Genomic DNA, 14,673 nt, shown 5'->3' with positions numbered 1-14,673 from the left:
TTATTTTTTGAACGCATGGATGAAATGGTTTGTTTCGAAGGCAGATAAGTCATCTGTACGATTGCTGAAATATCGATCCTGTATGTCTTCTGGCGATAGATGCTCATATATAAGAAGTCCCACATCCGCCAATAACCGCTCCATCTCCTCGTAAGTGAAGTAGGATTGCATCGGCTCGCCCCCCACTGCAGCCATCTTAACCATATTTTCAACCCGGTTAAACCTTCCTTTTTCCTCAAAGAGATGCTCATCTGCATAATCCAACACAATGGAGCTCCCTGTTGGAAGATCCGAAAATATATGCCGCAGCAAGTTAGACAGATCTTCTTTGGTCAAATAATACGAAACGCCTAACAGAGTAACCAATGTCTTTTGCTTCTTCAAGCCTTCATCAGTCAAACGTTCATACGAAGGTTCATGAGTAAAATCCATTGGCACCAAATGAAGATTGTCCGGCAGGATCAGATTGGCCTGATGCAGCCGCTCCCGCTTGAATTGCTGTGTTGCCGGATAGTCCACTTCAAATAGTTCCAAAGTGTCCTTTAATTCCCGATGCCTCAAAGCAAATGTATCCATCCCCGCGCCAAGAATGACAACCTGCTTCAATCCCAACACAACTTCATGCAACACTACATGCTCACAATAGGCAGCCCGAGCCAATGTTATTGGAGATAACTGTACCTGAGTGATCCATTTTAAAATCGTATCCGGGTCGTCCTTGATTAGATGAGCCATGTCCGGGTTGAAAAAATGGATACCTTGAATCATATTCTCGCGGATATCCGCAAACTCTTGCGGAGTAATAAGCTCTTTAGCTATATAATCATCGAAAATAAGAGGTGTATCGTACTGGCAGTGGTAGGCTCGGCCAAATGCCGAAATCAAGGATGTGATGCTGGACTCATTTTGCTTCATATTTCATCCTCCCGTACAAACAAAAATAAGATTCCCCCTGGCCAGGAGAACCTTAGTATATACGGAATGTTTTTATATGTAAATTATAGCATAAAAAGATTTTTTTGTCAATCTACATCTACGGGATGATCCGACAGATTAAAGCGGCTTTCTTTGCCCCTCCACTCCAATCTGTCCTCTTCCTCCCTCATAGCACTCAATCAGAAAAAGCTAAGCGTCCAATCCGTACTCCTTCACTTCACGATTGCGGTTCAGTACCGCATGCAGTACAAAGCCAAGCACCGCAATAACCGCCGTGCCAGTCGCAAGCCACGCTACAGGAATCAATCCCTGTTTGTCGTACATGACCCCCATTGCATACGGCCCGATAACCCGTCCAACCGCACCGATACCACCGGAGATCCCGATGTAGAAAGGTGCCGCTCTTCCGGCATGCTCTGAGATGAATGCCGGAGTAGCAGGTGAGATCAGCATTTCCCCAAAGGTAGCCAGTACCATTGCAAGCACCATACCCGGATAGCTATACATGGTGATCATGACGATGTAGGCCATGCCATAGAACACCGCACTTGCAGTCATCTGAGCAGTCGATGTACGGGCCATCGTACGCTTGACCCAATTGGTGAAGGGTTGTCCCACAAAGATCAGCACCCCATTTAGGGTCCAGAGCAGACCGTACATTCTTTTCTCCATACCCTCGGAAATAATATACGGAGACACACCCGTATTCCAGATGGAATTACCGAACAGCAGGAACAGCACGCCCAGGCTCATGAACAGATATAATCTGGTGTTGCCCAGCAGCGCCCAGACGCCCGGCCCATCGGGAGCCGTTTTGCGCTTGGTCAGATGTACTTCGCCCTGATCTGGTTCTGCCCGCGACAGATAATACCAGAAGAAAATCGCAAACCCGGCGGAGGTCACCCCGTTCAGTACAAAGCTGAGGTGATAGGAAAAGTCAGCCAGAAAACCACTGAGAGCTGTACCAATTGCCACACCGATATTGTTGGCGACATAGATCACATTGAACAATTCCCCACGTCGCTCCGCAAACCGGAAGCCAATAAAGGCTTGAATCGCTGGCAGCGACAATGAACTGAACAGACCGATCCAGCCCATGGCACATATAAACACAACCCAATACGCACTAATCCACGGCAGAGCAAACAGCCCTACCGCATTTAACGCCAGCGATCCGATGATCAGCTTCTTGACGCCCACCCGGTGGTACAATGCACCGCCGAGCAGTTGCCCGAAGATGCCGCCCAGCGACTGGATCAGAATAACAAACCCCGCGTTCGCCATCGTGCGTCCAAGCTCGTCAAATACATACATCGTGGTCAGCGGCCACATCAAGGCACTGCCTGTCGCATTGACCAAACTTGCCAGCAAAAATATTTTGACTTCTTTTGGATACGTATCCAGCCATCTCATCATCTTGTTTATTCTCCTTAGTACCTTCAAAAAGCATATTGCCATAAAAAATAGACCCTTGCCCTGACGGCATAATTAGCCAGAGCGAAGGCCACTTGAATTTAGAATTTAGAAATTTGAATTCCGAATCTTGCTCTTTATCATTCTGCTTACGAACTATCCATTGTTCATCTTACCTGAAAAGATCCGATCTGCAAGCACATTCATTGACGCTTCACTTCGACAGTGGCCGAGAAGAATGTTGCCCCATTCCCCATGTCGGACAGACGATTGGACGTGAGCGAGTTCGCCCGCTGTTTTTTGCCATTGCCATCCCACCATAAGCCTTGACTGATCACCGTTCCTGGCAGCATGGATTCACTCACCTTGGCGGTTAACTCGATCCGGCCACGGTCGTTCCATACGACCACCGCATCCCCATCTTCCACCTGTCTGCGGGCGGCGTCCTCCGGGTGCATTTGCAATAATGGCATCTTCTCCAAACGTTGATGTTTGGCCGAGTTGGCAAAGGTGGAATTCAGGAAATTATGATTTGGCGGCGACAGAAACATCAGCGGATAAACATCCGCAGGTCCAGCCGGGTTTTCCCCGTCATACCCCTCCACGAGTGCACTATACGTAGGCAACGGAGGCAGTCCCTTCTGTGCCATCGTTTCCGAATACAGCTCGATTTTCCCCGAAGGCGTGGGCAACTGATCCAAATAGGAGTCATGTGCAGACATATCCAGCTTGACGAAATGATGCTGCTTCAGCCCTTCCAAGGTTACTCCGTTCATGTAGGGATTGCCCGTACCCTGAAGTGCTTCCTCGATCATCTGTTCCGGTGTCTCACCGAAAATCTCCGGGTCATACCCCATCGCCTGTCCAAGCAAAGAGAACAATTCAACATTACTCTTGCTCTCTCCCAAAGGAGCAATGACTGGCTCTTGCAAATGAACATACTGATGCCAGTAGGACGTATACAGATCCGTCGTTTCAAATGAAGATGTCGCAGGCAGCACAATATCCGCGTATTTTGCCGTATCCGTCATGAACAGGTCATGGACTACCGTGAACAGATCCTCCCGTGAAAAACCTCGCTCCACCCGCTCGGTATCTGGTGCCACCACCAGTGGATTGCTGCAGTAGACCATCAACGCCCGGATCGGCTGCTCCGCTTCCAGCAGTGCTTCGCCAATCCGGTTCATGTTCACCACGCGCGGCTCCGGGTTCTGTCGCAGCTCCGGACGCTCCAGCGCATCGCTATTCGTGCTCGCGTAGCTGTTGGTACGAATGGCACCACCACCGCGCTTCAGCCACTGGCCTGTAATGGCAGGCAGACAGGCTACGCTGCGTACGTTCATGCCACCGTTGTCGTGATGCTGGAGGCCATTGCCGATATGAATGTGGGCTGCCTGTGCGTTACCATACAGCTCAGCCAGCTTCACGATGTCCGCTTCCGGCACGCCTGTAATACGTGCAACGCGCTCAGGGGTGTAGCTGCGGACATGATCACGCAGTGCCTCATGGCCGACGGTATATTTTTGCATAAAAGCCTCATCCGTCAGTCCCTGGTCGAACAGTACATGCATTAATCCGAGTGCCAATGCACTGTCTGTACCGGGGTAGAGTGGAATGAACCAGTCTCCCCATTGGGCGGTCCGATTGCGATGGACGTCAATAACAACGATTTGGGCGCCCCTTTTGCGAGCTTTCTCGGCCAGAACAACCTGATGCATATTGGTGCTGACGATGTTGCCTCCCCACACCAGAATGACATCCGCATGCTCTGTATCCTCGGGCAATGTTCCACGGTTCGCACCCATCGTATATTTCCAGCCGGTATTTCCCGCTGCATTACAGATGGTCTGTTCCAGCTTGCTCGCACCTAGCGCATTGAAAAATCGACGATCCATGCCATCCACACCAAGAATGCCCATGTTTCCATAGAAGCTGTAGGGCAGGATGCTCTCCGGTCCGTAGGTAGCTGCCAGCGAACTGAATCTCGCCGTAATCTCGCCGATGGCTTCGTCCCAACTGATTCGCTCGAACTGGCCTTCGCCCTTGGCTCCGATGCGTCGCATCGGATATTGCAGCCGCTCGGGGTGATACACCCGCTCCGTCATATTTCGGACTTTGTTACAGATGGCGCCTTTTGTAATCGGATGGTCCGGATTGCCCGCTACCTTCACGATCTTACCGTTCTCCTTATGAAGCAGCAGGCCGCAAGTATCCGGACAATCGAGCGGGCAAACTGCCGGGAATACGCCATTCTCCTGATCGATCATATACAAGTCCCTCCCCCTTCAAAGCTATCCTCATATCATATCTTCTTCATGGTAATCGCGTAAAGAGAACAGTCTTTTTTCACCGCCACAACCGCTCCAAATTTTTTTCAAAAAAATCTTTTTTCCCCTTGATTCAATCTCGAAATTCAGGGGTAAATTAAAAATAAGGCATTAGGCTAGTGTTTCCCCACTTCCTCCTCGTGCCATATCATGGACCACTCCCGAAATTCGCCATGAACAGGTTTCGTTCCCCCGAACCTTGTCATGGCGAATTTATTTTGCGTGGATATTTTTACATTAAAAAAAGCGATTCCTCTCCCGTCCATCACAGCAGACAGCCATGACTTGAACGAGATCAGAATCGCCTCTCCTGTTTACTTTGCACTCGTCTTTTCATTCGTTTTCGCACTTGTACCACGTTTACACCGCTACTCAATTACTCGGCAAAATGCCGCTACGCCTGCTTGCTCCACATCGGTCTGGCTTCCGTTTCCACAGGCTGGGCCGCCGCCATGGCCACCTCAGGCTTCACTTCCGGCTCATGCTTGCGCAGGTACACCATCCAGTAGGCAGCCGCGACAAACAGCGCCCCTCCCGTCAGGTTGCCAAGCCATACCGGAATGAAATTCATGATGTATTGCCCCCACGAATAATGTCCTTCAAAGATCGCCGCAGGAATCAGGAACATGTTGGCGACAACGTGCTGGAATCCAATAGCCACAAAGGCCATCGTTGGGAACCAAATGCCCAATACTTTTCCGCTCATCGTATCCGATGCATAAGACAGCCAAACCGCGAGTGCTACCAGCCAGTTACACCCGATCCCGGATATAAAAGCCTGAAGGAAGCTGTCGTCCAGCTTGTGTCCAGCCATATCCACTACTTTGGTCAAATAAGCCCCCTCTGCCGTCAGACCAAGCACATGCCCAAACGCATAGGCAACAAAGAGCGCTCCAAGGAAATTACCTATCGTTACTAAGGTGAGATTCTTCAACATGTTGCCTGCGGACAGTTTACGTGCAATCGTCGCGAGTGGGACGGCCATCATATTACCTGTCAGCAGTTCCCCACCGCCAATCAGCACCAATATCAAACCTACCGGGAAAACTGCTGCGCCAATCAGATTAACCAAGCTGCCCCACTCGGCCGGAGCAGAGGCAATGACCCGAATATCCAGCAGAAATCCGAGCGCAATAAAAGCGCCTGCCAGAAAACTGAGTATCAATACGGAGGACACCGGATTTTGGGCTTTCTTCATCCCCGTATGCGCCGTATATTGTGCAACCTCAAGAGGTGTTTTTGCTGGCATAACGATCCTCTCCTTCACAGTTCATGAACATCATAATTCAACCTGTTTTGTTGATATGTTTATTGTATCGCGAAGGTTTCAAGAGGTTTGTTACTTTTATCACAAAGTCTGAAAACTACATTTTAATATTTCTGTTGTGTATTGCTTGATATGTAGAAAAAACAAAAAAGAACTACCGCAGAATGACTGCGGCAGTTCTCAGCTATTTCGGTTATACCATCGCTGGTGTTTTTACTTCTACTGGTGGCAACGCCTGAAGACCAGCCGAGTTCAGGAAGTTCCATGGTTTGTTGTAATGTGGTTGGAAGAAGAAGTCGATGAAGGCCAGCTCATCTACCGTCATGTTGTTCTGGATGCAGACAGAGATCGTATTGATCGACTGTGTCAGATCAGCTTGTGACATGACCTGCGCACCAACAATGCGGCGCGTAGCCTGTTCATAGATTACTTTGAGCAGCAGCTTCTCTGCCGTTGGCATGAACTCTGGACGGTAAGCATCTTCAAGCGTTACAGCTTCAACCACCAGACCCTCATCCGCAGCAGATGCTTCCGTCAAGCCTGTGCCTGCAATATTTTGTTCATAAATTTTAATACCTGATGTGCCTTGTGTACCCATGTACCGTGTCGTAGGACGAACCAGGTTCCGTGCTACGAGTGTACCCATCCGCACCGCATTAGTTGCCAGTGGAATGTAAGCTGCCTTGCCGGTTGGGTTGTAATGAATTGCACAGCTGTCTCCAGCAGCGAAGACGTCTTTTTGACTGGTTTGCATATATTTATCCACGATGATTGCGCCGTTAGGCAGCATATCCACTTGGCCTTTGAGCAGCTCGGTATTTGGACGGAAACCAATGCACAGAATAACGAGGTCTGTTTCGAACTCTCCTTTGGATGTAATGACCTTGTTCACTTTGCCATTCTCTCCGGTAAATTTCTGTACAGTTTGGCCCAGTGCCAGCTTGATGCCGTGTCCAGTCAACGTTTCTTCAATGGCATCCGTGAACTCGGGATCGAGATATTTGTTCAAAATCCGGTCCACACTATCGATCAGTGTAACTTCCTTGCCGTTCATTTGGAAAGCCTCCACCAGCTCGATGCCGATATATCCTGCTCCTACCACGGTAATACGTTTGGCATGCTTGGCTTTCTCAATAATCGTGTTGGAATGGTTGTAGTTTTTGCAAAGTAAAATGTTGTCCATCTCGATGCCTTCCAGCTTCGGTACGACAGGCCAGGAACCCGTGGTCACGATCAGCTTGTCAAAGGTATCTTCGAATTCTTCCCCTGTTTTCAAGTTTTTAGCCTGAAGTTTGTGACCCGCAGCATCTACTGACGTCACTTCATGAAGCATTTTGGTAACGACACCGAGCTCGGCCAGTTGGTTTGGCGAAGAATAGAACAGTCCATCTGGATCTTTCACCACGCCACCAACATAAAGCGCAATGCCACATGATAAGAAGGAGATGTTGTCATTGCGCTCATACACTGTAATGGTAGCATCCGGGTACAATTTGGCGGTGTTAACGATAGCTGCGGTTCCTGCATGTGTACATCCGATAACTGCGATTTTCATGATAAGGTTCCCCCTTGGAGTATATAAATAAAAAATTGAATTTAACGTCATTGTGGTTGTGAAATATTTCACTTCTAAATGAATACTGCTTATGTGATTTATTTCACTTTGTACACTTATTATAATGTGATATTTTTCACATTGCAAGGGGTTAATCAAAATAAATTTTTCGGATGTGGTTTATTTACGATCAAGCCAGTCATCGACTCAATCTCCATTGACTTCAGTTTTCCCTGCTTATGGCTGGTTTATGCTCAAAATAAGCGTAGTAACTACTGAGGAGACACTTATATGAAGAGGATATTTACACTAAAAAATTGTATCAAAAAAAGCCTATCCTCCAATCTGGAGGCAGGCTTCTTCGTTTATTTTATACGCCAAGCAGCTTTTCAATCTCTGCAGTCATGGCTTCAGGGGATTCTTTTGGTTCAACACGCCCTACAACTTCACCCTCACGATTCACGAGGAATTTGGTGAAATTCCATTGGATGTTATTGTCTTCGCCAACACCAGGTTGCTGCTCACGCAGATACTTGAACAATGGATGCGCATCTTCACCATTTACATCGACCTTGGCAAACACCGGGAAATTAACGCCATAGTTGATTTGGCAGAATGATTCTGCTTCCTCACTGGTACCCGGCTCCTGGCCTCCGAACTGGTTACAAGGGAATCCCAATACAACCAAGCCTTGATCACGATAGCGATCATAGAGCTTCTGCAATTCACCGTATTGTGGAGTCAGCCCACACTTGCTGGCTGTATTGGCAATCACCAACACTTTGCCTTGATACAAATCGAGTGAAACTTCCTGATTTGCGGTCGTTACCGCCTGATACGAATATACGGACATGACTGATTCCTCCCATGAGTAAGATGTAGGTTGGGCTGCTGTATGTACTGTACCGAATAAGCATGCGGCACACAGCCTGTCTCTATATTATAGACCTGAGGCGGTCAATTACCAAATCTGCGATTAAACCCTGCCCAAGTTCATACGTAGAATCAAATTTTGTCCATCGACATGGACATATACCTTTTTAGCCTGACTTCGCAACCAAAATAGCATCATACCGCTCTTGCCGCTCTGCCTTCGTCACCCCAATCATCAGGCCACGAACCGAATGCATGAAATAAACAGCCGCTGAGCGAAGAGAATCGGCCCGAAGATGCTCATTATAAGCTTCCAGCATAAGCTTGGCCTGCTTCGGATGTTTCAATGCCGTCAAAGGCATGCCAAAGACCGATTCATCGATCGTCCCGGTTGTTATTCGTCCATATTGCTGTAACCAGGTGTAGTTGATTGCTCCCATTCCTGTAGACCTCCTAGAATGCGAATGAGCCGCGTGCATAACGCACAGCGGCTTCATTCTATAGTTTAGGACCACATATGGCCCGTTTCATTAACTTCCTGTCGCGTGACGAACGCGTTGCTCTGTCCGTCCTCCAGCATGAACCATTGCACTGTTCATGAGCACTTGTTCTGGAGGTGCTGATTGCTGACGTTCACCCGCAAGGGCGTAAGGCAAGCAGAGCGGTACACCGGAACGAGGATCAATCACGATATCAGCTTCAATGTTAAATACTTCGCGAAGCACATCGGAGTTCATAACCTCTACAGGTGAACCTGTAGCGATGGCTTTACCTTTTTTAATACCAATCATGTGATGCGCATAACGGGAAGCATGGTTCAAGTCATGCACAACCATAACGATTGTACGGTTTGCTGTGGCATTCAGTTGCTCCAGCAATTGCAGTACTTCAAGTTGGTGAGCCATATCCAGGAACGTTGTTGGCTCGTCCAGGAACAGAATATCTGTCTCTTGTGCAAGAGCCATGGCAATCCAGGCACGTTGACGCTGTCCACCGGACAGTTGATCGATTGGACGATCATGGAACTCCGTCATGCCTGTCACTTCGATAGCCCATTCAATCATGCGTTTGTCTTCAGCACGCATCGAACCAAAACCTTTTTGATATGGGAACCGTCCGTAGGACACAAGTTCGGTTACGGTAAGTCCTTCAGGAGCTGTTGGATTTTGTGGCAAAATCGCAAGCTGCTTGGCTACTTCACGCGTGGACTGCTTATGGATGGACTTCCCGTCGAGCAATACACTACCTGCTTTTGGATTCATGATCCGTGCCATTGTTTTCAGGATGGTAGACTTTCCTGAACCATTGGCTCCAACAAGTGCTGTAATTTTTCCTTGGGGAATTTGAATATTCAGATCTTCAACAATCAGTCTTTCCTCATAAGCGATATCCAACTTGGACGTCTCCAGACGAAACATGCGATCATCCCTCTCTCATTTATCCCGGTTATGTATTCCGGCTATGACAACGAAAACGAAATTGTAGTTCAGCGTATTTCCGGCGCAACAAGATCTTATACTCTAAAGATACTGATAATCATTATCATTTGTCAACAGTAAATACCAAACTCCTTGATAGTTGAAAGCTATTTTTGAAGTGTTTTACTAGAAATCGTTCAAATTTTTCGCACTTTATGTGAGAGCTTTTCTCATCGTGTACGTGCATTTCATCGCTTTGCGTATGTTCATCCTTGCCCAACATCTTAATAATGTGTCCGAATTGTGAAAATTAGACCTATATTGATTCATTTTGTATATGTCATTCCCCATCAATTGAGCAAAAACAAAAATACAGCCCCTACGAAATTCTTCGAGGTGGCTGTATTCCATTAATAATATATTCAATTAATGCCGCTTAGAGCTTCGGTTCCGGGACTAGGTTGATCACGAGCGTTCCACTCTGGATACTCACGATGTCCTTTAGATCAAAATCGGTCGGAAGCTCCACTTGGTGCCCATAGGGATACAGACGATCTGCTTCAGCAACAGTCAGATTTTCCACTGAAGATGAATCTGCTCCCGTAGACTGAGATGGATCTGAAGCCGTGCCGTCTGCATCTCTCTGTCCTGTGCCTTCATCCGTAGTGTCAGAGGCTGTGCCAGTACCTGCATCCGTCGTGCTCCCTGCTGCTGGGTCTGAAGTGTTGTCCTCCGTTGAGGCTGAATCTGCCCCCTGCTCGGCTTCTCCGCTCTGCTGAGTATCGTCCACATTATCGTTAGAAGAACCTGCTGAGCTTCCTTCAGACGTACCCTCTGAGCTGTCACCAGCTGTACCTTCGCCATCCGGCTCCTCATTTCGGTTGAAACTCTCCCATTCACCCTCAGCATTGAGCTTCTGTGTAGTACCATCTTTCAAGTTCCATTGGAGAGTGTCCGTTTGCAAAGCATTGCTGTCCGTTTCGTCTCTGTAACGGATCACCAACTGGGCAGGCGTCTTTGAACCGTCGTCCGCTTCGGATGCAGGAACGAGGTAGGCGATCTGTTCAGCGAGCTCCACCTCCGGTTCAGCAGGAACAACGGGCTCCTGTGTCGGGGGAGGTGATGCCTCAGGTGTCTCCGCCTTATCGCTCATCAAAGCGTACGTACCTCCAGCAATACCAATAATCAGGATGACAATAACCGATCCTAGAAAAAGGTTCTTCCTTTTACCTGTCAGCATGCGTACCAGCGGGGAAGACAACTCTGTTTTGGCGCGGTCGTAAGCCGGCTTCATCGTCTTGCTTGCTCTGGCATAATAGGGTTTGAAAGCTGACTTTGACTTAAAAGCTTCACGATCATGGGCCTTGAAATAGGCCACGATTGCATCCGAGTATCCCTTATGTGCGTTGGAGCCGCGAATAAACAAGCGTTGATTCCCTGACCACTCCATAAATTGATACAACACTTCTGTACGTCCTGAACTACTATAGATAAATTCAATCAGGCCTGGATAATCGAGTCTGTTGCTACCGCTGCCACCGCGATAGAAAGCCAGCGGCAGTGCTTCAAATGCAGCCGTATCTGGGCGATCACGAAGCTCTCCGGCAAGCCAGCGACGCGTCCAGCGCTGGAGCTCATTACGTTCGGCCAAAGAGAGGGATTCCAACTCCTCTTCGTCACGCCCCTCACCGCTAAGCCATGCTCTCGCTGCCAGCATCATGTTTGTACGCGCAGATACATCTGAGCCCTGGCGAGCAGCCCAGTCCCGAACCTCGTTTCCATGCAACAAAATATCAATGCTTAACAGCTGTTCACGGTTAACCCGCTCCAGATCGAGATCCTGGATCATAAACAAGTTAATAACGTAAGCCAGCTTATCTGCAAGCCGGGTTAAATCCTCCTGATACGCTGGTGGTTGGACAGCGGACCCAGGTCCACCTTTCCGATTAGCACGAACTGAAGCTCCAGACTGTCCAATCCGGGCGGTAATACCTGTGTCTAAGCCGCCTGCGACTGGTACACGATCCAATATACTAACCCGCTTAAGTGCCTCATTGGCAGACTGAACAGGGTTGGGCGCAGAACACAAACGTTCACGCAGCTCCGTTCCTGTCCGTTCCAGCAAGAAACTGTTGTGGATGGCAGACGGGTGAGATGTAATCCATCTCTGGATCACTTCCACAACATCGGCGGCTGATTCCGTGCGTTTCAGCTGATTATCCAGATAGGGCTCGAACAGCAGCTTGGTCAGTGATTCGTTCGCCAGCACTTTGTCGAAGAAAGCACGGCTTAACAGGCTGTCCCGATCCAGCAAGCCATACAGCTCCTGCACGGCACGCATACGTTTCTGCGAACGGGCGTTATTAACACCATAGATGAAATAATCCACGATTCGGGACTGTACGACTACCGCAGCGACCCGGAAATACTCCCCGATGCGTGCTGCAACCGATTCTTCAGGTACATTCTCCCGTTTGACGCTGTCCAGCTCACGACTGAGCAACGTCAGGAACAACTCGTTCAAACGAGAGCGTTGCTGTGCTCCGCCTTCCGGTTTCAAGTAGGTGAGCAACCCACTGAGGACATCGCTTTTGTTATCCAGATACAACTCTTCCATCCCCTGCTCCAGACGATAGAACATAGAAAGTTCCCCGTATGCTTCAATGGAGAGCTCCCGTCCAGGTTCCATTCCGGACAGCATCTCATCCGCAAAAGCATAAAATGAATCGGCAGCCGCAGGTTCGTGCAGTAGGGTCCAGGCGAATTCCGCATAAGGAAGCTTCGCCACAGATGCATCTGCATGGGTAACTCTGCCCGATACCAGATCAAAGGTAAAATCCTTCTCCGTATTCCGATCTTTTGGACGTAGCGTACCCCGCTCCACAAACTGAAGGTGGATGCCTTTCTTTGCCTGCGGCTCCTTTGCAAACGTCATAAAGCCGAGCTGCCGCCGGAACGCGTAAGGCAGCGCCGTATATAACAAACGCAGCAGTCCCTTGGCTCCGGCTGTAACTTCCTCAGCGGGCACATCTAGCGCAATGTATACCTTCCGACGTGTAGCTACAGCTTGCATGACGGCGTAGAGCAGGCGTTTGAATACCACCTCGTCCATTTTCAGAGCGGCAAAGATCTGACTTGGAGAGCTTTGTCCAACACCAGCTGCTCGTGGCAATTCAGTAAGCGCAGGCAGCACTGTACCTTGTTCGATGTCATAGGACGTGGCGAACACAGCATCCAGCCAGCCACCTTGCTTCATCTGCTCTTCCGAGCGTTCAGGAGACAAGACATAGTTATGGGCGAAAAAAGCGCTGCGCAGCCCGGTGAAATCAACGGACTGGTACACATTTTGCCCAAGTATCGTCTCCCCGCTCTCCAGATGCAGCAGATGAATGGACGGGGGAAACTTCGTCTCATCCTTCTCACTCCGGCCCGTCAGCTCCGCTGGAGCGTCATAGACGCAGTAGGGATGAAGCACTTTTTTGATAAAAGAAGGGTCCAGTCCCGGCGATGCGGCAACCGTATCGAACCCCTCCGTTGTGCGAAACACCCCGCGCCGCTCTCGAGTGTACAGCTGTTGTTCAATTGGCGGGGTCATGGAAGAACGCATCATCCCACTCTCCCCTCAATGTACTTCAGCTTGTACAGCAGCCAGAGGAATGGCTCATCGACACGGATTGGACTGACCACGCCTTGCAGCTTCATATTCACCGGATTGCTTCCCAGCGCAGACACCGCAAAGTAAGCCGTATCCTTAAAGTACACATCCATCGTGCCTTTGAACGGACGGTCCACCTTCTCGATAAAACGCCGGATCTCCCCGTCGATATTCTCGAATTCGGTCAGGTCAAACCAGTCGCGGTGCACCATGTTGCGGAATACATTACTGTTGGATTTGATGTAATCGCCCTCTTCATCCTTGAGGGAATGCAGCATGTCGCTTTTGGTGAGTACAACGGCTGTCGGAATATTCGTCTTGGCTTTGTCCTGGTACGCGATAAAGTCACCGAACATCGTTAACACCACATCACGCGGTTCATCGTATCTTGGCGTCCACTCGCCTGGCTCGTTGCCGAGGTTGATGCGGATTTTGTCCCGGATGGAACGAATCTGAAGCGGGTCCACCATGAACAGAATGCCTGCCGAGTTCTTGATATGCTGCCCGTGAAGTCCCAGATAGTCCTGCTCCACCATACCTTCACCAGCGACGTCAAAGAACACCAGTGTCAGCGGAGCTTTATCTTCATCCTTGAATACAAATTGGAAAATAAACGGCTCCTGCAGCTTCTCCTTCTGCGTTGAATCCAACAGATCGCCCCGCTCGAATAGCGGTTCTTCATAATCTGCACGGAACCGGCGGCTAATCTCCGCGTTCAGCGGCATGCAGGCCGCATCAAAATGATCGGCTGTGTAATGCTGCAATGTATGAATCAATGAAGTCATGTAGACGGATTTACCCACCTGGGATGCCCCAATAATGGAAATGATATTGCTTGGTGCTTTGCCTGCCGTGACAGGCAGCTCGTTATGGCACTGTGGACACAGCCGGCGCCGTGTAACCACACCGTAACGATCGTTCAGTCCCATCACAATGTTATCCGAATAGATGCGATGTTCCTCAGGTACATCATGCGGAGCCAGCACGGCCTCCATATCAAACACCGTATCCAGTCCAAACCGTTCGCGATATCGATTCAGCTTCGCATCTTCCCCAAGTGCGTAGTCCTCATCGTCGTCGCGATGATGTGCAGCACGGAACACAACCTCCTCCGGTGAAAACTTGCTGAAACAATACGGACATACGATATCGTAAAACAACGGCCGTTCTTCCGGCTGCTGTCTTTTCAAAAACCGACTAAAAAAGCTCATAGCCACTCCCCTCCCCTG

At 49.2% G+C, this 14,673-nt stretch carries 10 protein-coding genes; all 10 read right to left on the bottom strand.

Annotation, left to right across the window (positions count from 1 at the left end; all coding sequences use genetic code 11):
• The 10 genes from CRO25_RS15245 to CRO25_RS15200 all read right to left on the bottom strand — a co-directional run bounded on the left by CRO25_RS15245 (position 1) and on the right by CRO25_RS15200 (position 14,655).
• Entirely contained in the window at positions 1-915 is a 915-nt protein-coding gene (locus tag CRO25_RS15245) for a class I SAM-dependent methyltransferase (protein WP_079695575.1), read from the bottom strand.
• Positions 916-1,125: 210 nt separating this feature from the next.
• On the bottom strand, positions 1,126-2,349 hold the full coding sequence (locus CRO25_RS15240; protein WP_079695692.1) for an MFS transporter: 1,224 nt from the start codon (positions 2,347-2,349) through the stop codon (positions 1,126-1,128).
• Positions 2,350-2,552: 203 nt separating this feature from the next.
• Positions 2,553-4,616 carry a molybdopterin-dependent oxidoreductase gene (locus tag CRO25_RS15235; RefSeq protein ID WP_097115776.1) on the bottom strand — a complete coding sequence of 688 codons (2,064 nt, stop codon included), beginning with the start codon at positions 4,614-4,616 and terminating at the stop codon, positions 2,553-2,555.
• Positions 4,617-5,070: 454 nt separating this feature from the next.
• Positions 5,071-5,925 carry a formate/nitrite transporter family protein gene (locus CRO25_RS15230; RefSeq protein WP_079695572.1) on the bottom strand — a complete coding sequence of 285 codons (855 nt, stop codon included), beginning with the start codon at positions 5,923-5,925 and terminating at the stop codon, positions 5,071-5,073.
• Between the two features lie 211 nt (positions 5,926-6,136).
• A complete protein-coding gene (locus CRO25_RS15225) occupies positions 6,137-7,498 on the bottom strand; it encodes an FAD-dependent oxidoreductase (RefSeq protein ID WP_079695571.1) in 1,362 nt (453 codons plus the stop codon).
• Positions 7,499-7,868: 370 nt separating this feature from the next.
• Positions 7,869-8,351, bottom strand: a complete 483-nt coding sequence (locus tag CRO25_RS15220; RefSeq protein ID WP_063566912.1) for a glutathione peroxidase — start codon at positions 8,349-8,351, stop codon at positions 7,869-7,871.
• A 187-nt stretch (positions 8,352-8,538) separates the two neighbouring features.
• Complete coding sequence (locus CRO25_RS15215) at positions 8,539-8,811, bottom strand: hypothetical protein (RefSeq protein ID WP_063566911.1); 273 nt, start codon at positions 8,809-8,811, stop codon at positions 8,539-8,541.
• 90 nt (positions 8,812-8,901) lie between these two features.
• On the bottom strand, positions 8,902-9,789 hold the full coding sequence (locus CRO25_RS15210) for an ABC transporter ATP-binding protein (protein ID WP_063566910.1): 888 nt from the start codon (positions 9,787-9,789) through the stop codon (positions 8,902-8,904).
• Between the two features lie 436 nt (positions 9,790-10,225).
• Positions 10,226-13,399, bottom strand: a complete 3,174-nt coding sequence (locus tag CRO25_RS15205) for a hypothetical protein (protein WP_079695570.1) — start codon at positions 13,397-13,399, stop codon at positions 10,226-10,228.
• Complete coding sequence (locus tag CRO25_RS15200) at positions 13,396-14,655, bottom strand: hypothetical protein (RefSeq protein WP_079695569.1); 1,260 nt, start codon at positions 14,653-14,655, stop codon at positions 13,396-13,398. The genes CRO25_RS15205 and CRO25_RS15200 overlap by 4 nt, the downstream gene beginning before the upstream one ends.
• Positions 14,656-14,673 lie beyond the last annotated feature (18 nt).

The organism is Paenibacillus sp. RU5M, from assembly GCF_900221055.1.
Taxonomy (GTDB): Bacteria; Bacillota; Bacilli; order Paenibacillales; family Paenibacillaceae; genus Paenibacillus; species Paenibacillus marchantiae.
This window is presented reverse-complemented; position numbering and strand designations above follow the sequence as displayed.

Bases quoted from the DNA above. Each gene is read 5' to 3' on its own strand.
- CRO25_RS15235 (WP_097115776.1), bottom strand. From the start codon at position 4,616: ATGATCGATCAGGAGAATGGCGTATTCCCGGCAGTTTGCCCGCTCGAT.
- CRO25_RS15225 (WP_079695571.1), bottom strand. From the start codon at position 7,498: ATGAAAATCGCAGTTATCGGATGTACACATGCAGGAACCGCAGCTATC.
- CRO25_RS15200 (WP_079695569.1), bottom strand. From the start codon at position 14,655: ATGAGCTTTTTTAGTCGGTTTTTGAAAAGACAGCAGCCGGAAGAACGG.
- CRO25_RS15240 (WP_079695692.1), bottom strand. From the start codon at position 2,349: ATGAGATGGCTGGATACGTATCCAAAAGAAGTCAAAATATTTTTGCTG.
- CRO25_RS15215 (WP_063566911.1), bottom strand. From the start codon at position 8,811: ATGGGAGCAATCAACTACACCTGGTTACAGCAATATGGACGAATAACA.
- CRO25_RS15245 (WP_079695575.1), bottom strand. From the start codon at position 915: ATGAAGCAAAATGAGTCCAGCATCACATCCTTGATTTCGGCATTTGGC.
- CRO25_RS15230 (WP_079695572.1), bottom strand. From the start codon at position 5,925: ATGCCAGCAAAAACACCTCTTGAGGTTGCACAATATACGGCGCATACG.
- CRO25_RS15220 (WP_063566912.1), bottom strand. From the start codon at position 8,351: ATGTCCGTATATTCGTATCAGGCGGTAACGACCGCAAATCAGGAAGTT.
- CRO25_RS15205 (WP_079695570.1), bottom strand. From the start codon at position 13,399: ATGATGCGTTCTTCCATGACCCCGCCAATTGAACAACAGCTGTACACT.
- CRO25_RS15210 (WP_063566910.1), bottom strand. From the start codon at position 9,789: ATGTTTCGTCTGGAGACGTCCAAGTTGGATATCGCTTATGAGGAAAGA.